This is a genomic window from Legionella norrlandica, assembly GCF_000770585.1.
GTDB classification, from domain to species: Bacteria; Pseudomonadota; Gammaproteobacteria; order Legionellales; family Legionellaceae; genus Legionella; species Legionella norrlandica.
On sequence record NZ_JNCF01000005.1, the window covers coordinates 37,817 to 56,509 of the forward strand.

Genomic DNA, 18,693 nt, shown 5'->3' on the forward strand with positions numbered 1-18,693 from the left:
GATGGACGCCATCAAAGCCTGCTTCTCACCCGGTGCAACAGGGCTGCTCTCTCCCTTGCAGGATTTTCTGGAAGATGAGCACGTTTCTGAGATTTTAATCAATAAGCCCAAAGAGGTTTTTATCGAGCGACACGGGCAATTGACTCGTTTTGATATTCCGGTATTAACGTCTCAATACCTGCGGCGTTTGTTTTTACTCATAGCCAATGAAAACAAACAAACTGTATCGGAAGTCTCGCCCGTGCTTTCGGGCAATCTGGCCGATGGCTCAAGAGTACAACTGGTGATTCCTCCGGCTTCTCTTTATGAAACGCTCTCTATTAGAAAATTCACCTTAAAGCAGGTCAGCTTCGAAGAGTACGATGCCATGAACTTTTTTTCATCCGCGCGAGGGGTTGGAGTTAAGGAGTATTCTGAGAGCCATAGCAAAACCGATGAATTGCTTGATTTATTCGATGCAAAAAACTGGCAGGGCTTTATAAGACAAGCCATTTTGCAGAAGAAAAACATCATCATATCGGGTGGAACCTCTTCGGGTAAGACAACCTTTCTCAACAGTTGTGTAGGGCAAATTCCCCTTCATGAACGCATCATCACCCTTGAAGATACTTATGAAATGGATCTACCTCACAGCAATACCGTTCGATTAAAAGCATTAAAGCAAGTTGGGGATCAAACGCAAAAAGTCACCATGCAGGATTTGGTTCAAGCCACCTTAAGACTGCGTCCAGACCGCATTATCATGGGTGAAATTCGCGGACGAGAACTCTTTGATTTTGTATCAGCCTGTTCCACGGGACATAGTGGTGCACTGGCAACCATACATGCCAATAGCCCAAGAGTTGCTTTCATGCGCATGGCGCAACTCTATAAGCTTAATCAGGTTGCGGGCATGGATGAGGCTGATATTTACAAGGTATTACATGAAGTCATTGATGTTGTAGTGCAGTTGCAAAAAACGAATAGCGGCAGACGTTTGGTGGAGGTGTATTATAAACAGGCGTAATCCATGGGTTGTTGCCATTGTCTTGATATGTGGGCTTACCGTAACCTGCCAAATGGCAGTGCTGTTAACTGGTATCGCTCAATGGGCAAGTCCGCTGGTGTTGGTTGATTTATTAACACGGGGATTTTATTGGGAAACAGCCATAGCAAGTGGTATCACTGCGCTTTTAATGAGTTGTGTGGTTGGCTTTTTGAAACAGGGATTTTACCGATACCTTTCGTTTTTAATCAGCAGCATTTTTCTGGGTGGAATGGCTGTTTTTCTGCTGGGATTTGAGCTTTATAGCTGGATTTTTTTAAGTTCTGTACAAAGCCTCTCAGGACTCATGGAGCTTGCCTTCCTTCGTTATCAAGAACCTGAGCTGTGGTATCTTTTCCTGACGGTCGAGGGGATCGTTTTTCTCCTGACATTCTTGGCTATTGCGCTTTACTTGTTTCATTGGTTTAAGCCCAACAACAAGGCACTCGGTAACGCGCATTTTTCAAATGGTTTTGAAACTAAAAAGGCTGGATTTTTCGAGCGTCAGGAACAAAGCATCATTATTGGAAAAAAGTACGGTGCGCCTCTGTATTCAAACGGCTTTGAACACGCTCTGGTTTTTGCACCCACCGGAAGCGGTAAAACACGAAGTATCGGCATACCTAATCTTTTTAACTACCCCTATTCGGTAGTGTGTAATGATGTAAAGCTCACGCTGTTTAAGACCACATCAGGCTATCGTGAACGTGTTTTGGGGCATCAATGCTTTTGCTGGGCACCAGCCGATGAGAACCGAATCACTCACTGTTACAATCCCTTATCTTTAATCTCTGAGGACAAAATTCAACGCCTGACCGACATCCAGCGCATAGCCCATATTTTAATTCCGGACAATAAAAAGTCCGACCCTATCTGGCAACAAGCCTCACGCAAATTATTTAAAGTGGCTGTGCTGTACCTGCTGGATACACCGGACAGACCCACAACACTTGGTGAGATAAACCGCTTGGTCAAACAAGCTGGATTTGATGATTGGCTGGCCTCAGTTTTGGAAGAAACCGATCATCTAGACCCTGAGTTTTACCGCAATGGCTATTCCTATTTGAATAATCATGAAAAAACGAGAAGCTCGATTCTTGAAACGTTTTCAGGATACTTTGAGTTATTCGATGATCCAACCATTGATGCAGCCACAGCGCGTTCTGATTTTGATTTACGCCAGTTAAGACGAGAAAAAATAACGATTTACATAGGCTTTACCGATGATGACATGGAAAGGCTCTCACCATTACTAACACTGTTTTGGCAGCAGCTTATTTCTGTCATGATTAAAAAAATCCCCGACCCAGTGGATGAACCCTATCCGCTGTTATGCCTGATTGATGAATTTTCGTCATTAGGCCGTATCGAAAGGCTAAGACGCTCACTAAAATTGCTGCGCGAATACCGTGTGCGTTGTGTGCTCATCATGCAATACATTGCCCAAACCTATGAACAATATTCCCATGACGAAGCCAAAGCCTTTACCAACATTAAAACCAAAATAGCTTTTGCCACGGAGGACATCCACGATGCGGAGTATGTCAGTAAATTGCTGGGTACGCGCACCGTGAAAGTATCCGCAGGCTCCACCAGTACCCAAACCCAAGGTTATTCCGAGTCTAAAAGCTACAACTATCAGGCCATCCCTTTATTAAGACCGGATGAAGTCATGCGTTTACCCGAAGATAAAACCCTGATTATGCGAACAGGTCATGCACCAGTAAAAGCAGAACAAATGGTTTGGTATTTGGATACCACAATGAAGCATTTAGCCTGCGGCAGTACCGAAGTACCGCGCCAAAACGTTACGCATCATCCATTTGTCCATCAGGCATCGGATAAATCGCTGATGCCTGAAGCACTCGAACTATAAACCACTACAGGAGGAAACAAAGCCAGTAATAAAATCACAAAGGATGCTCTTTAAAGAGATTATGGATTCATACAGACTTAATTGAGGTAAGAATCAGAATGAATCATCTTAAAATTATAGGTACAGCAGGGCTTTTCGTGATGTCATGTGCAGCTCAGGCAAATGACAAGGAACTTTGGGCTCATATTGAGGCGTTATACAGTAAAATTGGTACTTTGCAAACGCAAATTAACTCGATACCCCAAGGTGCACCCGGTCCAATGGGTCCAGCAGGACCAAAAGGGGAGCGAGGACCTGCCGGAACCTATACAGCAGGAGAAGGCATTTCGATCAGCAATGGTGAAATAAAAACGACTCTAACCCACCACATTGGCGAAGAATATAACGGGGGCATTATCTTCTGGGTCGATAAAACAGGACAGCATGGATTAATTGCTTCCAAAACCGACCTCAATAACAATGAAGGGATACAATGGCGAAACGGCGAAAGTGGCAATAAAGTAACCAATGCCCGCGCTGATGGGATTTATGCAGGCGAATCCAATACCAAACTCATCATTGCCCAACAAACCATAGACAACCAATCAGGTACCTTTGCCGCACTTCTGGCTGCAAATTATCGCGTGCTAGGCGATGGCATAACGCCTTGCCCAAACCCAACTACAGAATCACCCACTTGTTACGGGGGATGGTATTTGCCTTCAGCCTATGAATTGACCTTGCTTCACAATAATCTGCAACGTCAGGGCATTAGTACTTTTGCACCGGACTATTATTGGAGTTCGACTGAATCTGGAGTAGGTGAGGCATGGCTTCAGAATTTTTCGACTGGGGAGTTAACAGCTAGTGGCAAGGCCAATACTTTGGGGCACGTCAGAGCGGTTAGTCGATTTTAATGTCAAGCAATAACTACTCATTTGCCTATGGGTAGTTAAAGCACATACAACTTAAAACACAAGAGTCACATCTTATTTAATCAATACTAATTCCTGAGCATTGGGCAAGTTCTTTAAATGCTTTTATTAAGTTTAATATTTCCTCTTTATTGGGTGTTATCTCTTTATGAATGAACCTCCACGGGTGATGGTAATCATTTCTGATACATGAGAGATATTCTTTAATTTGCTCTTTATGGGATTTTTCAAATTGATTGAACGGGCTTTGCGGAAGAGTCATAAGAATATCTAGCAAATCACCAATACATAGCTTATGGGGTTTTTTATTTTTATAGTTTTCATCATTTTTGACTCTAGTATCAAATTCATAAATAAATGATATATATGATTTATACATAATCAAACAAACCGCAGCCTCAATGCCATGTGTCAAAAGCATATATGTAGATAATTCAAGGCCATTTTGATTCAATATTACAGTCAATTCATCTGCTATTTGATGTATTAGGCTTGTGCCTTTCTTAATTAGTTTTGATGATTCCTGAAGATGTACATTATATTTTTCAAATTTCGTATGGAATTCTTCAAAGTTGTTGTTAATCTCTTCGCTAATTTGTTGGAATCCTAGGCTCAAAAAAAGATCCCCTAATTTTTTATTAATTATCTGATTGTATTGCTTATCCAACTCCAGCCATTTCTCTGGAGCATGATCAATATTAAATGACTCATCACTTTTAAGACCATATTCAATCTCAATTTGCCTCATTTTCTGTGAAATGGGATCAAGCTCATCGCTATACTCTCCATTTGCCCATTTAGCTTCATTTTTTATATTTACAAATGCACACAAGAACGTATAACTTTCTTTTGTAGGCCGCTCTTGGTAGTTCTTGGCAGCATTTTCTATTTGCTGATCAATAGAGTCCATATAATTCAATATTAGGTAAATTTATTAAAGTATATTCAACTTTTATCATTAGCACACTTTTGTTGAAAATGGGGGGTTACCTTAGGGTAACCTACTTCAATTCTAGGCTGTGCTATTCATTCTCCAAATTTTCTACGCGGTCATAGGGTATATTTTCAGATTTTATTCATATCAACGCTCTTGATTTAACTGTTTTTCTTTATGTTTCTGATAGAAATTGTTTATCTTTTGATAAAGCTCTGGATGCCGATTTCTAACTTGTTTGACGACATCCTTATTATTTAGTATTTCATGTGAAATAGCCATGATCTCCTTATCAGCTTTTTCAGCAAAGTAACCAGTCATTCGTTGCCGCTTCTTAATAAGGGTTTCAATCTCATCAATTTGAGGAAAGTGTTTTTTCAAACTATCGGAGGATTGCTTTGATAGTTTGTCTTTGCGCTCAGTCACTTTTGTATCAATTTTGAGTGCTTCCTGCTTCGCATAAATTCTTGCTTGGACAATAGACTGCAATTGATTCTGTTCCCCAGCGTTCAAAAGATAAGCTTCATAATGAACAACATAATTATATGCACTCTTGATTTTATGCCCCACGCCAGCAATGTGATTGAGCACGCGACCTATGAGCTGATCCGGATTAAATCCGGCACGGGTTGCAAAGTCCAGCGGCCAATCAATCACATTATCCCTTGTGTTACTCCGCGATAAGGTTTGTTTCAGTACGTTCATGGTGGGATGGTTAATAGAATCCGCATAAATTTTGAGGCTGTCTTTATGGCGGGTCATGGCAACAAAGCTCAAGTGCCGATCCCAGTATTTGCTATCAATCAAAACCTTTGAATGTTTGACTGTCATCCCCTGTGATTTATGAACCGTCAGGGCATAACCGTAATCCATCTTAGTGTAACTACGGGGGATGGTGAGCAGCTCGCCGCTGTCGAGTTTGATTTGAAACTGGTCGTTTTTGATGGATTGAACGGTGCCCAAATCTCCGTTTCTGACTCCAAGGGTTTTATCATTTTGCCGGAATAGCAGCCGCTCCCCGATGGCTATTTTTAACGGTTTTTCAAACCCTTGAAAAGTGATTTCTTCCAGTCCAAGTATTTGCTTCTCCTTTAATGCCAATCGTGCCTGCTCATTTAAATAGCCAACAGAAGCTCTGGTAAATGCCAACACGACAGAATCTTGCAAATTTGTCTTGCTAATATCTGCTTGCCACTCGTGGATTAAATTTTGGGCTGCAGCCTCAGTCGTCTCAGAAAAGACAATTGCGCCTTTTTCATGATAGTGGTCTACCGCCTCAGCAATCATACCTTTAGCCATATTCATACTGGCAAGCCTGTCGCCCAAATCATTTTGACGTTTAATGTGTTCAAGCTCGATATAGCCTGTTAAGACGGCTATCCCCCTGAAAATTTCACCCTTGTGAATGGGTTTTAATTGATCCGGATCGCCCACAAGAATCACCTTGGAACCTGCCTTTTTGGCTTCACGAATCAGTAGTGCCATGCTGGAAAAATCCACCATGCCCGCCTCATCGATAATCAAAACATCGTTGCTGTTGAGCTTTAGTTGCTGGTTCGCCAATTTATAAGTCAATGAGGCAATGGTAGAGGATGCAATGCCTGTATCCGTTTGCAAGGATTTAGCAACTTTTCCAGACAAGGCAGCACCGATAACACGATAGTTGTGCTGCTCATAATGATCTTTAATCGGCTTTAACAAATAACTTTTACCTGTACCCGGCCGACCTATCACAACTGAAATTTGAGAGCCTCCGGTAATGTAGCGAACCGCCTCTAATTGCTCATCGCTCAAGGTGTAATTTTTGATGATTTTATCGATGCCTTTATCGCCAATAACATCCTTGTTTTTCATCATGGCTTCGACATCATCCCGCAGTTTTGCTTCCTGTATGTATTGGTGACGGGTGGTATAACACAACTGACCCCGTTCATTGCTTCCCAGCTCAATGAGATCTTTATGCCCCATAATTTGCTCAACCCAGTGCAAGTAATTCTGTGGGGTATCGCTTGAATTAAAGGTTTTAAACACTAATCGCTCTACGTCACGGCGGGTAAACACGCTGTGCTGTGCCGAAATATGGTTGATGACGTTATCAATATCATCCAACAAAACCTCCTGCCGCGCCTGCTGTAGAATGGTCTTTTCGGTGAGTAGATAATGGTTGTCTGTATCTTTGAGTTTGCCATGATGCCGTTCTGAAATGATGTGATTCAGGTCAACCGTAAAATCGAGATTCTTCTCAAGAAAAAACTCATTTTGTATATCACGCCACTGTTCGCCCCAATAGTCTTTTTCGACAATAAATCCTTTAGCAAAAGCGGGATTCAGATCGCGTGCTTTGTATTTTGAAAATCCTGTTTTTTCCAAACGGCGGGTGGTAATCAGAATATGCGCATGAGGATTGCCATCATGGTGATCATGAATTGCAACATCAGCAGGAACCCCCTTATCAACAAAATGAGTCTGTGCAAATCGTCTTGCCAACTCAATCTGTTGCACTAAATCCAGTTCTTTGGGAAGTGCCAAAACGATGTCCTTACACACTTGAGCATCACATCTTTTTTCAGCAAGTTCGGCCTGATTCCATAAAAATTCACGGTCGGAAAATGCGTTAGGACTCCCTTCGGGTAACAGGATGTCGGAGTAAATGACATCATGACGGTTGGAATAATCATGTGTTATGCCAGTGCGTGCATCATATAACTTGGCACCAGAACGATAGCTACTGGCAGCAATGGCACTGTGGCCTTTGGCACGACTATGAATGGAGACTTGGGCAAAAGCAATCGCCATGAATTCACGCTCTAATCGAAGTGATCCATCGGTTGCTTTGAAAAAAGAAAAATACCTTATCCATAAAGGCATTTTTGGGATGTAGTTCTAATTTAGCAAACATTCGAATGAATGTATATTGCGCCCTAGCTTTCGCTTCGGGATTTTGAAGTTCGCTGCGCTCACTTTTTTGGACGATTTTCTATTGCATTTAGAGATCCTACATTGTACGCTTGATTTGTTAACCTCATTTGCGGAGATAAAATTATGTCAAAGATGACAGTATCGCAAATGGAAGCAGTACTCTTGGATAGAATCGAAAAAGCTAAAATCAAGCTGGATAAATTACAACAGAAGCATAAGCTTGAAATTGGCCATCTTGCCTACAAACACGGCCTTCATCAATTTGATACTAAGCGATTGGATGCAGCATTTTTAAAAATTGCTAGTGAATTGCGACATGATAACGTTTAAACAAATTGAGAAGGAAAAGCAATTGATCGCTCGTAGTGAAAAGTCTCTTGCTCTGGAAAAATTAAAGAACCGTCGTGCAGATACTCGGCTGAAAATTGAGTTTGGAGGTTTAGTAATTAAATCAAGAATGAATCAGTTTAATAAATCTACTATTTTGGGAGCTCTTGTTTATATTTTTGATCTAATGAAGCAAGATGCGTCTCTTGAAAAGAGATTAGAAGTTAAAGGACAGCATTTGTTTAAACAATGATTGAGGTTTTATTAATGACAGAACTTAACTATGTTGGGTATCAACTTAAAAATATAGGCAAAATAAACATTGTTTTGGGTAAAAATGGTTGTGGAAAAAGTACTCTTCTTAAGCAACTTTCAAGAAATATTGATACCAATTTATATGGAAAAATAAAATATATTACTCCTGAGAGAGGTGGTAATTTAGTATACGAACCTAACATCGATCATAATATTTCGACAAATGTTAGTTGGTTAAATGATACTCGCTATGTTAATCGACTTGAAAATTTCCGCCAGCAAAGTGTTGCCCAATTTAGAAATCTTGAACTTTTATTTCATAGGGAAGTAGAATATCAAAAGAACTAAGATCCGATTTTAACTATACATTTGATTTGTATTTCAACAAACTAAACAAGTTATTAGATAATATTGAAGTTAAGCGATCAGGTTCAATATTTAAAATCTACAAAAAAGGAACTGATCAAGAATTAAATCCGAATGAAATAAGTAGTGGGGAGTCGGAACTCATTTCTTTAGGAATAGAATGCCTTGTCTTTGAAAAGGAATGTAACAAAGAAAAACAAAACATTTTATTTTTAGATGAACCCGATGTCCATTTGCATCCAGATCTTCAAGCAAGGTTATGTAACTTTATACGTGAATTAGTAAGTAATAAAAATGCCATCATTTTCTTGGCAACTCATAGCACCGCAATTTTGGGAGCATTAGAAGATTTTGAAGGTACACACATAGAATTTATGATTGCGGGACAAAAAGAACTAAATTTCAAAAAAATTTCGGATGAATATCGTAAGATACTACCAATTTTTGGAGCTCATCCTTTATCCAATCTTTTTAATCAATCTCCTATTTTACTCGTTGAAGGTGAAGATGACGAGAGAATATGGCAACAGGCAATAAGAACATCAAATAAGAAACTGAAATTGTATCCATGCTCAACCGATGGCATATCGAACATGCCAGCCTATGAGCAAGATATCGAGCAAATAATAATGGCTGTTTATGATGATGCAAGTGCCTTCTCTTTGCGTGATAAAGATGAAAATACTTCTAATATAGAGGATCTAAAAAAAATTAAGCGTTTTATCCTGAATTGTCGGGCAGCAGAAAATTTATTATTAACTGATCAAGTATTAGAAACTCTCGATTTAACATGGGATGAGTTAGTAAGGAGAATTGAGACATGGCTTTCTAATAAACAAAGCCACCCACATTATCAAGTAATGTTGAATTTTAAAGATAGTGGATACGATAGACAAAATTTTAACCTAAAAGAAATTAGAAACGACCTAATGTATTTAATTGAAAAACCGGTATCTTGGGAGGTTGCAATAGGTAAAACTATTGGAAAATTAGTGGCCAAAGATGAATTGAAGAAAAATACCGCCCCTAACTCACATGATATCGCCGCTTATCTTGGAGAGAGGCTTGTCGAAATTTTAATTACAAACAAAGATTCTAACATTTCTAATAAAGTAAATTAAGCAGTAGAAATAGATTAATATACAGGCCAAGGAGCTCTTTTTATTTGAATAAAATTATTGAAATTAATTAGTCTTAATTATATATTGCATTTGTTTTTAGGATGTAGGATAGATTTAAATGGAATTCTTAGATTTTTGCAAAGCAATTAAAGTATCTGTTGAAAATTACAACAAACTTAATGGCGTTTTAAAAAATAGCCTTTTTTTACTGGCAGAGTTAGATAAACTCATCGGAAGCCATGATCTTAATCAATCTCTCTGCATGACCCAAGCAACCATTTTATTTGAAGGCTTTTACCGTCATCTGAGCACAGACTCTCTTAAACATGAATTTCAGATTATTAGAGCTAATCGATGGGCACATCACTTTGGCACACCCACAATTACTTTTCTTCTATCATTCAAAACGCAGATTGATCAGACAGTAAAACTATTCGGTGAATTAACTGATGAAGTAGAGCCTCCTCTTGAGCTTCCATGGAATATTTCCAAAACTGAGGAGCTGAGCATAGATAGTGATAATAATATCGTTACTAATCCCAAAAGCATTACTCATGTAGAGGCACCATCATCCAAAGAAAGCACTGGTATATTTACTAAAACACATAATCCTTTTGGCGGGTTTACAACAACACCGTGCGATCCAGTTTCTCAGAAATTCATTGAACATGCAGCTTTATCAGCTAAGCAAGGTGGTAAAGTACTGGAAATAGGTGCAGCCTTTGGTGCAGCAACATTGGAAGCAATTGCAAAAGGAGCAACCGTTTTTTGTAATGACGTTGAGCCAGAAAATCTAGCTGTTGTTCGTCAACGTTTCTTGGAACTAACTGATGATTCCAGTGAATCCTTGACCGGAGATAGTAGTAAGCTAATTCTTGTACCCGGAGAATTGCCTAATGAGCTCATTGGCCTTCCTGAAAAACAATTTGATGCCATTTTGATTTGTCGTGTTTTACATTTTTTCTCAGGTGCAAAAATAGAGGAATCATTGGCTTTGTTGTCAAAATTACTGACTCCAAATGGAAAAATATATATCGTTTGCGAAACACCGTTTTTGAAAAACTGGCAGCGATTTATTCCTGAATTTAATAGACGAGTCGATAATAATGAAGAATGGCCTGGTGAAATAACTGAACCAGCAAAGTATGAAAGTAGTGGGCGGGTTAGCTCGTTACCTAAGTTTGTGCATTGGATCACAAAGGAAGTATTAGAACGGAGTTTAATGAAAGCTGGTTTTTCAGTAGAACACTCCGAATACATAAATAGAAAGGGACAATTTCCTGATGATTTATTATTGCCAGAGTATGGTAAAGAGAGTATTGGTGCAATTGGAATGATTTGAGTAATGGATTATGAAACAGAAGATCAGTTGGTATGAGTGGTTTGCCGACATGCTAAAAGAATTTGTGGCTGAAACAGCGAAAAAGCCTCAATATGAGATTGTTGATATTTTTGAGTGTAAAAAAACAGGCTTCACAAAAGCAGTAATTAAATTGTCTGAGAGGCATACAAAAGAAAAAAATATCAGCGATATTATCATGGATAACGAATTAATTGAGAATCTGGATACTAAAACCGTACGTACTTTAACTTATATGGCTACTGTAGAGCGATTAAAACCTGATTATTCTATCGTGGTTCAGCATATGACTCCTGAAGTAGATGAGTATTTACTTGAAATAAGATCAAAGTCTAAAGCAACTACTATAAAAAAATCTCCTTCCGAGCTTTCAAAAGATAAAGAATTAATAGCAAAGTTTAAACCTGAAGATGCTAATAAAATTGGTTATATGGCTGGGGTTAGAGAAACTGTGAAAGAATACCAATTAGTTAATAAAGATAAATAGCAGTAGTAAGGAGATGTTTTGAGGAAGGAAATTTTTGACGCATTAGCTCGCAAGAAGCAATATAAATACCCTTACTTATTGCTTGGTCTTTATTTAACTTTTTTACTATCAACAGTGTGTTTAGCAAGCAGGATAACTCAGATTGGATCAATGCTTGAACCCGGAGGTATTTTTGTATTTCCTCTTACTTTTAGTATTTGTGATATTGTTGGTGAGGTATATGGATATGCATACCCCAGATTATTTATTTGGATTGGTGTTTTAGCTGAATTTATATTTTCTTTAGTTGTGATTACTGTATCTCATCTACCTGCGCCCGAATTTTTCACACAAGCATCAGCATATGAAATTGTTTTTGATCCTACCTAAGATATGTAGGTGCGGGGCTTGTTGGTTTGCTTATTGGAGAGCTCACTAATGTTTACCTTTTATCAAAGTGGAAGATTTTTCTAAAGGGTAAATTTTTTATAATGAGAAGCCTACTATCAACAGCTTTAGGGCAAGCATTGCTTACAATAGTTGTTGATATGCTTAATTATTTTGGCAAGCTAACAGAACATCATCTTGGATGGATGATGGTTTGTGGTTATTTATGGAAAATGAGTTGTGCAGTGCTAATGGTTTTTCCTGCTTGGTTGATCGTGAAATATCTAAAGAAGGTGGAGCAAGTTGACCATTACGATATTCATACAAACTTTAATCCATTTATATTTGGATTACATGAAGAAATTCCTAATGAATACAAACTTAATATTGAATCCGTGCCTCAATAAGTGTCCCTAGAATTCGATCATGAGGTTTGTCTAATTTTATTAGTTTGAGGCTTCCATCTTCTAAGCCTTGTCGCAGATAAAAGGTATTGTTTTCGATAAATAATCTATTAAAAGCGATTATTCCCTCTTTTGATAAATGCACGATTACGAAATCCCTATCATTAGGAGCTTTACCTGAATCAAAGATTAAAAGACTATTTTGTTGAAAAAGAGGTTCCATTGATGTGTCGGGCATAATTAACGCGAAAGAGTTTTTGTCAATTTTCTTATCAATTAATATTTCTTGTGTGTCTTGAGTTCTGGCTGTTCCTGAAGGCCATTCTTTTAATGACTCCCATTTGATGACAGGTATGGTACTGATCTGCAGGTTCTCTTTAACAGCATCAGGAATCACAGCAGGCAAAGGTTCTTGGCCAATTAATTCATCGATGGAAACAGAAAAATAACGGGATAATTCTTCTAATGCTTTTTTCCGTGGATTTTTCGTAGAACCAGTTAGAATGTGATAAATAGTAGGTTGAGGTATGCCAGTTAACCGAGCTAACTCACTAACAGAAATATTCCCATGTATCCTCATGAGTTGTTGCAAATTCTCGCTTAACGTCATATCAGCCATTAATAATAACCCGATAAAATGAATAGACTTATTCAAAAATAGATTGACAAAAACATATAATGATATGTAAATTACCATTAATTGAATAAATTTATTCAATTAACCTGCTAAAATAATCTTAAATAGAATAATTATCGCCAATATATCATGTTGCTGATTAGTTCACCAAATAAAATTGCGAGATAATTTGACATTTAATGAATAAGTTAGCTACTGGATAAGATAGTCAAAGGAGTATTATTCATGGATAACAATTCCAAGGCACAAATTTATAAAGGAATTATTCAATATCTTTTGGAGTCAACTAACTACACCTTAAAAAATATTGCAGACCTTTCTTATTCACCAATTAAAAATATTCGTGCAATTTATTGCGATAACTTCGTACCACTTAATTTTTCTTCCGAACTACAATTAGTACGGTTATATCAAATGATTCTTGAAATACACACTCAAGAAAAACAGTTTAAAAAATATTTACCTCTTCCTAAAGGTTTTCGGCAACTCAGTGCATCAATGGAGTGACATATCGTGAAATGGGTAAAACTTAAAAAATATTGTCAGGATTCAGGAGATACTTCTGATGCAGTACACGCTAAACGCAAACGTGGTATCTGGCTTGATGGTGTACAATGTAAATTAGGACCAGACGGCAACATATGGATTAATTTAGTTGAGGTTGAAAAATGGGTGGAAAACGGCAACAAGGCAACGAATTGCAGCCTCCGCGCGGTGTAAGCATTCGTGAATGGGGGACTGGGCATGCAATCCGGATCATCTTTAGTTATCGCGGTGTCCAATGCCGAGAAACGTTAAAACTTGAACCAACGAAAGCAAACATAAAATATGCTGAGCGTCTTCGAGGAGAAATTATCAATGCAATTGCTCTTGGTACTTTTAATTATGCAGATTATTTCCCAAATTCAAAGCGTGCAAGATTATTTGGTCATGCAATAATCAAAGCAACTACTGGTGAGATGCTTAAAGACTATATGATGATTGCAGAAAAAACACTAGAAGCCAGTACCTATAACGGTTATAGAAAAGTTTGCGAAGCACATTTATATCCAATTTTTGGACATGTTCCTATTCGAGAATTATCTCCATTAATTATTCGCAATTGGATTACTGGATTAAACCTAACAGTTAAAACGGTACGTAATATTCTAACCCCTTTGCGCAATATGCTTGATCAAGCATTGAATGATGGAGTGATTGAGCGTAATCCACTTGATAAATTAGTTTTATCTAAATTGATCAATAAAAAAACTAGCCAAAGTAACTGGGAAGTAGATCCATTTGATCAAGATGAGATAAAAGCAATATTAAATGAAGCAAAAGGGCAGACAAGAAATTTATTCCAATTTGCTTTTTTTGCAGGTCTTCGCACATCCGAGCTAATTGCTTTGGAGTGGGATGATATAGATTGGTTGAAAGGTTTGGTACGTGTTTCTCGTGCCGTGGTTTTAAAACAAGAGAAAGGAACAAAAACTAAGTCTGGGGTTCGAGACGTTTTGTTACTTCCACCTGCTTTGGAAGCTTTAAAGAATCAAAAAACATTTACTTTTCTTGAAGGGAAACGAGTTTTTTATAATCCACGCACCAATACCCCATGGGAGACAGATGGCCAGATTCGTAAAACTTGTTGGGCACATATTTTAAGGAAAGCAGGTGTGCGTTATCGTAATCCGTATCAAACTCGCCATACTTATGCATCAATGATGCTATCTGCTGGTGAAAATCCCTTGTGGTAGCTACCCAGATGGACATAAGGATACGGAGATGATTATTAAGCATTATGGGCGATGGATACCAGATAAATCAATGGTTGCAGGATATCAACCGGTTAATGATTGGACATTACCGTTAAGAGTGGATACTGGCTTATAAGGTATTAATACTCTTAACTATTGGACATTATAAACTGAGCCTGTAATAAATGCAGCAACTCAAAAGTGTTTATATAATTAATCCTAAAATGTTGACAAACATTAGGAATTTTTATTATTTTTTTTGCATTTAAATCAATAGTCTCTTGTGTTACTACAGTAGCATTGCTGACCATTGCTTTAGCAATTAACCATGGGTCTGCTCCCTTTAAGAACTGATCAACAGCGCCTGTTTTCAAATTAGTTAATGAATAAACATGATTAACTACCTGTTGCATTGCTTGTTGAGTCGACTCATCATCAATAGGTAGAAAAATATGAGAATTATCTTTTGCCCATTTAGCTAGCTCATCATTACCTGTTTCCAATTCATCTTGGACAAACTTTATGCTTGAAATATCTTTGTTATTATTTGCATGAAGAATCCAATCCCAAAATCCAGGGCATATTAACATACCATAATATGTTTTATGTGCTTGTATAAACGCATTAGAATCAAGTAAATACTTCATTTAAATAGCTCATTTGCATATGCTTGAATTTTACTTGGATTAATATCCAAAAGCCTTCCAGCATCTCTATAAAGTAAACGACCACTAAGTACCTCAGTAATTACAGTTTTTGAAAGCAAATGACTATTTTTTACTCCCGCTGTGCGGTAATAATTACCCCCAGAGTGGTTTTTATTTTTATAATTTTTTAATTCGGTTAAGTAAAATTTATTATAGCTTTGAACATCTAAGAGATTTAAATCTACTGCTCGTTTTGCGACAACTAATTTACTCACATGAAATTTAGAAGAAATTTCAGTTAGATTGATTAATAATTCATTGTTTGGTTTCCAGATAGACTGGATCTCCTCTTTTGGAACTAAGAACTCTCCCGCAACTTTATTACAGAAGGACTCTACTTTATTATGATTATTTAAATCAGATATACCACTGGAGCCAATCCATATATGAGTCAGTTCATGAATTAAGGTAAATAATTTTGCAGTTGGTGCATCTGAATTATTAATAAATACTAGAGGGGCTATCGGATCTGTTATAGCAAAACCTCTAAATTCATTAACAGACAATTTTCTATGATTATTACTCCCTACAACACCACTACACATTACTAAAATGTTAGCTGCTTCCGCACCTTCAAATAAATTTTTCTGGTATTCCTCCCAAGTACCTTTTTGGGGTATAGGAACTTCTAATACCTTTCTAATATCTTCAGCAACTTTATATATGGAGGAATTAGTATTAAAACGACCTACAAATGGAAGTGGTTTAGCATCTTGAGAAATTAAATAATCTTTATACCACTCTTGTTTTAAAATAACTTGCTTAATCATATCAAGCAAATCCAAAGATGGTTCTTGAATTTTAGTACTGCCAACAGTACGCAAGTCTGGAATAGGGAGCTTTTCTATGGGGGGATTTTCCAAGAAAAAATAACCAAAGGGAATGTGCGTAATTTGAGCAATTTTTTGAGCTTGAGTAAATGTAGGTTTATTTTTTTCTTCTTCCCATGAAATAATTTTCTCAACTGTTACATGCATTCTTTCAGCTAATAAATCCTCGGTTAAACCAGCACGCTCTCTGGCCCATGTTAGAATTTTAGGATTGATTAGTGCTAAATTAGTCATATAAATTATTTTTAAGATAATTAATTACATTATATGCAATGTTCAAAATTTGGGTTAGCTATAAAGTATATAGATTATAAATATTTTTAGTACCCTATAAAAGTAGGTCTTTTTCATGCCAAAACATCCACATATGCTCTTACTAATATATGAGTTGTAAGCATAAAAATTGCATTATTGTATCTCATGGGATACAATATGCATATGAAAGAAATAAAAAGAAAAACAATAAAGATTTACCAAAAAGATAATGGAGATTGTCCATTCATCTCATGGCTTGAATCATTGGATGCTTCGATTCGTCATCGCATTCAATCTCGTTTAGCTAGAGTCGCTATTGGAAATTTAGGCGAGCATAAAGTTCTAGGCGATGGGATAAGTGAATTAAAATTTAAATTCGGCTCAGGTTATCGTATTTATTATAGTGAGCGAGATGATTTGATTGTGCTTTTGCTCTGTGCTGGAGATAAAAAAACACAAAGTAAAGACATTAAACTAGCAAAAGAATATTTGAATGATTATTTAGAAGGAGAGAATCATGGCTAAGAGTATCGATTATCATGATTATTTAATTGAATCCTTAAAAGAACCTTCTGAGGCTGCTGGGTATTTAAATGCAGCGCTCGATGATGGTGATATTGATGGTTTTTTAGAAGCATTACGCAATGTTGTAGAAGCGCATGGAGGTATGACCAAGTTATCAGAAAAGGCTTCTAAGGGTAGAAACAGTTTATATAAAACAATTTCAGGTAAAGGAAATCCTTATCTAAGAAATACAAATGAGATTTTGAATGCATTGGGATTTCACTTGTCTGTTATGCCAAATGATTTTGAAGATCGAAAGAGTGCTTAATCCTAATAAAACTACCCAATATATGCCCAAAAAATTAAGGCATAAAGTAAAACTTCATATTATCAATAAGTTATAATAAATTGTCGCGGGTTCGATTCCGCCGCCTCCACCAACTCCTTGATTTTTATTACTTTTATTTCGATTTATTAACTAGCGGATTCCCAAAGAGTTTTTTTAATGTCTATTATCAATAGTCATAATCGACTATGTAATTTAATAGAGCAGTTTAGCTGAAGTATCTCCACTAATAACGATGTCCAAATCTGTTTTAGGTGATGCTTGTTTAAAATGCGATTGGCTATGTCATTCGTATTGTTTGATGACAAATCATTACCATTCACTCATTGAAACACCGTTTGATAATCTATCGAAAGGTATGCGCTATCTAAACGGGTATACACTCAGAAATTTAATAAATCACATAAGCGGATTGAGCATGTCATACAAGGTCGCTATAAATCTATATTGGTTGAGAAAGACAACTATCTATTGGAGTTATCGCGCTACATAGTATTAAATCCGGTTAGGGCAGGCCTTGTTGAAAAGGCAGATGAATGGCATTGGAGTAGTTATTTAGCAACAAGTGGTAGAGTACCAGTTCCTTCATGGCTGACAGTAGACTAGCTTTTGTCATCATTTAGCTTTATAAAATCATCGGTGCTAATAAAATATGAACAATTCGTTGATGCTGGCCTAAGTAAGAAAAGTCCGTGGATTGATTTAAAGCATCAAATATATCTGGGATCGGATGACTTTATTTCCAGAGTATCGAGCTATGTTGACACTACAGTTGATTTTACAGATCTTCCTAACACTCATGTCCCCGATTTAGTTAAGGGCTTTACAATTGAAGAGTATGAACGAATGTCAGGCAATCGAGATGAAGCAATATACAGTTCTTATAAAAGTGGATTGTATTCTATGAAGGAAATTGGAAAATATTTTGGGCTTCACTATTCAAGAATCAGCAGAATTATAAAACAATATTATATACAAGAGGCAAAGGGCAAGATCTGACCCTACTCGCTCACGATTTGATTCCCGGAAAAAAATTCCTTCGTTACATTGTCAGATCAGCTACTTTATTCATGATCCTAGGTTCATCTAGTGGCATAGATGGCCTTCTCTTACTGCTGAAGAAGACAACTCTCTCTTGCAACATCGAGTCGCAGTACCCAATCCATGAAGAATAACATCTTTAAAAAATGGCATTATCGCAAAAATATAAACATAAAAATATAAATACATAATTAATCCAAAGTTATACAAATTTTGGATTAAAAGAACTTAAAGCCCTTAAAATTTACTATTCACAGGTCATAGGGCCTTAAAAAAGTTATGGG

General features: G+C 37.2%; 21 protein-coding genes and 1 pseudogene. 17 read left to right on the forward strand and 5 right to left on the reverse strand.

What is annotated here, in order from left to right; translation table 11 throughout:
- The first annotated feature begins 1 nt into the window (after position 1).
- The 3 genes from virB11 (at position 2) to OK13_RS02175 (ending at position 3,796) form a co-directional block, all read left to right on the forward strand.
- The gene (gene virB11 / locus OK13_RS02165; RefSeq protein WP_035887212.1) at positions 2-1,006 is read left to right on the forward strand and encodes a P-type DNA transfer ATPase VirB11; all 1,005 of its coding nucleotides are present in this window, start codon (positions 2-4) and stop codon (positions 1,004-1,006) included.
- A 52-nt stretch (positions 1,007-1,058) separates the two neighbouring features.
- A complete protein-coding gene (locus OK13_RS02170) occupies positions 1,059-2,900 on the forward strand; it encodes a type IV secretory system conjugative DNA transfer family protein (protein WP_052117522.1) in 1,842 nt (613 codons plus the stop codon).
- Positions 2,901-2,998: 98 nt separating this feature from the next.
- Positions 2,999-3,796 carry a DUF1566 domain-containing protein gene (locus tag OK13_RS02175; RefSeq protein ID WP_035887216.1) on the forward strand — a complete coding sequence of 266 codons (798 nt, stop codon included), beginning with the start codon at positions 2,999-3,001 and terminating at the stop codon, positions 3,794-3,796.
- Positions 3,797-3,872: 76 nt separating this feature from the next.
- On the opposite strand, the gene OK13_RS02180 is transcribed toward OK13_RS02175, so the two are convergent.
- Together OK13_RS02180 and traA are read right to left on the reverse strand one after the other, a co-directional pair.
- Positions 3,873-4,724: a hypothetical protein gene (locus tag OK13_RS02180; RefSeq protein ID WP_027224715.1), complete on the reverse strand. Its 852-nt coding sequence runs from the start codon at positions 4,722-4,724 to the stop codon at positions 3,873-3,875.
- A 171-nt stretch (positions 4,725-4,895) separates the two neighbouring features.
- Complete coding sequence (traA, locus tag OK13_RS02185; RefSeq protein ID WP_035887221.1) at positions 4,896-7,544, reverse strand: Ti-type conjugative transfer relaxase TraA; 2,649 nt, start codon at positions 7,542-7,544, stop codon at positions 4,896-4,898.
- A 246-nt stretch (positions 7,545-7,790) separates the two neighbouring features.
- Here traA and OK13_RS02190 point away from each other — a divergent pair, with 246 nt between their 5' ends.
- The 8 genes from OK13_RS02190 (at position 7,791) to OK13_RS15720 (ending at position 12,356) form a co-directional block, all read left to right on the forward strand.
- Positions 7,791-7,997 (forward strand): hypothetical protein, encoded by a 207-nt coding sequence (locus tag OK13_RS02190; protein ID WP_027224717.1) that lies wholly within the window; start codon positions 7,791-7,793, stop codon positions 7,995-7,997.
- Positions 7,984-8,247, forward strand: coding sequence for a conjugal transfer protein TraD (locus tag OK13_RS02195; protein ID WP_027224718.1), 264 nt, complete (start codon positions 7,984-7,986; stop codon positions 8,245-8,247). The genes OK13_RS02190 and OK13_RS02195 overlap by 14 nt, the downstream gene beginning before the upstream one ends.
- A gap of 14 nt (positions 8,248-8,261) precedes the next feature.
- On the forward strand, positions 8,262-8,597 hold the full coding sequence (locus OK13_RS02200) for an ATP-binding protein (protein WP_206538880.1): 336 nt from the start codon (positions 8,262-8,264) through the stop codon (positions 8,595-8,597).
- A 26-nt stretch (positions 8,598-8,623) separates the two neighbouring features.
- Positions 8,624-9,736, forward strand: a complete 1,113-nt coding sequence (locus OK13_RS02205) for an AAA family ATPase (protein WP_035887225.1) — start codon at positions 8,624-8,626, stop codon at positions 9,734-9,736.
- A gap of 118 nt (positions 9,737-9,854) precedes the next feature.
- Positions 9,855-11,078, forward strand: a complete 1,224-nt coding sequence (locus OK13_RS02210; protein WP_035887227.1) for a class I SAM-dependent methyltransferase — start codon at positions 9,855-9,857, stop codon at positions 11,076-11,078.
- Positions 11,079-11,088: 10 nt separating this feature from the next.
- Positions 11,089-11,583 carry a hypothetical protein gene (locus OK13_RS02215; RefSeq protein WP_011214451.1) on the forward strand — a complete coding sequence of 165 codons (495 nt, stop codon included), beginning with the start codon at positions 11,089-11,091 and terminating at the stop codon, positions 11,581-11,583.
- An 18-nt stretch (positions 11,584-11,601) separates the two neighbouring features.
- Positions 11,602-11,952 (forward strand): VUT family protein, encoded by a 351-nt coding sequence (locus OK13_RS15715; protein WP_277619253.1) that lies wholly within the window; start codon positions 11,602-11,604, stop codon positions 11,950-11,952.
- A 26-nt stretch (positions 11,953-11,978) separates the two neighbouring features.
- Positions 11,979-12,356, forward strand: a complete 378-nt coding sequence (locus OK13_RS15720; protein ID WP_277619254.1) for a VUT family protein — start codon at positions 11,979-11,981, stop codon at positions 12,354-12,356.
- Here OK13_RS15720 and OK13_RS02225 read toward each other — a convergent pair.
- Entirely contained in the window at positions 12,331-13,071 is a 741-nt protein-coding gene (locus OK13_RS02225; protein ID WP_173402492.1) for a helix-turn-helix domain-containing protein, read from the reverse strand. The genes OK13_RS15720 and OK13_RS02225 overlap by 26 nt on opposite strands.
- 144 nt (positions 13,072-13,215) lie before the next feature.
- Here OK13_RS02225 and OK13_RS02230 point away from each other — a divergent pair, with 144 nt between their 5' ends.
- The 3 genes and pseudogenes from OK13_RS02230 (at position 13,216) to OK13_RS02235 (ending at position 14,862) form a co-directional block, all read left to right on the forward strand.
- A complete protein-coding gene (locus OK13_RS02230; RefSeq protein ID WP_035887229.1) occupies positions 13,216-13,497 on the forward strand; it encodes a hypothetical protein in 282 nt (93 codons plus the stop codon).
- 6 nt (positions 13,498-13,503) lie between these two features.
- Positions 13,504-13,710 carry a hypothetical protein gene (locus OK13_RS14035; protein WP_011214455.1) on the forward strand — a complete coding sequence of 69 codons (207 nt, stop codon included), beginning with the start codon at positions 13,504-13,506 and terminating at the stop codon, positions 13,708-13,710.
- Positions 13,659-14,862: pseudogene (locus OK13_RS02235) on the forward strand (Arm DNA-binding domain-containing protein). Before OK13_RS14035 ends, OK13_RS02235 begins: the two are co-directional and overlap by 52 nt.
- A 13-nt stretch (positions 14,863-14,875) precedes the next feature.
- Here the strand turns inward: OK13_RS02235 and OK13_RS02240 are convergent.
- Entirely contained in the window at positions 14,876-15,373 is a 498-nt protein-coding gene (locus OK13_RS02240) for a DUF4411 family protein (RefSeq protein ID WP_014843114.1), read from the reverse strand.
- Entirely contained in the window at positions 15,370-16,497 is a 1,128-nt protein-coding gene (locus OK13_RS02245) for an XRE family transcriptional regulator (protein ID WP_014843115.1), read from the reverse strand. Before OK13_RS02245 ends, OK13_RS02240 begins: the two co-directional genes overlap by 4 nt.
- 204 nt (positions 16,498-16,701) lie before the next feature.
- Between OK13_RS02245 and OK13_RS02250 the strand changes: the two genes are divergently transcribed.
- The 3 genes from OK13_RS02250 to OK13_RS15025 all read left to right on the forward strand — a co-directional run bounded on the left by OK13_RS02250 (position 16,702) and on the right by OK13_RS15025 (position 18,367).
- Complete coding sequence (locus OK13_RS02250) at positions 16,702-17,043, forward strand: type II toxin-antitoxin system RelE/ParE family toxin (RefSeq protein WP_027268225.1); 342 nt, start codon at positions 16,702-16,704, stop codon at positions 17,041-17,043.
- On the forward strand, positions 17,036-17,350 hold the full coding sequence (locus OK13_RS02255; protein WP_014843117.1) for an addiction module antidote protein: 315 nt from the start codon (positions 17,036-17,038) through the stop codon (positions 17,348-17,350). The genes OK13_RS02250 and OK13_RS02255 overlap by 8 nt, the downstream gene beginning before the upstream one ends.
- 627 nt (positions 17,351-17,977) lie before the next feature.
- The gene (locus OK13_RS15025; RefSeq protein WP_241480355.1) at positions 17,978-18,367 is read left to right on the forward strand and encodes a hypothetical protein; all 390 of its coding nucleotides are present in this window, start codon (positions 17,978-17,980) and stop codon (positions 18,365-18,367) included.
- Positions 18,368-18,693: the final 326 nt, after the last annotated feature.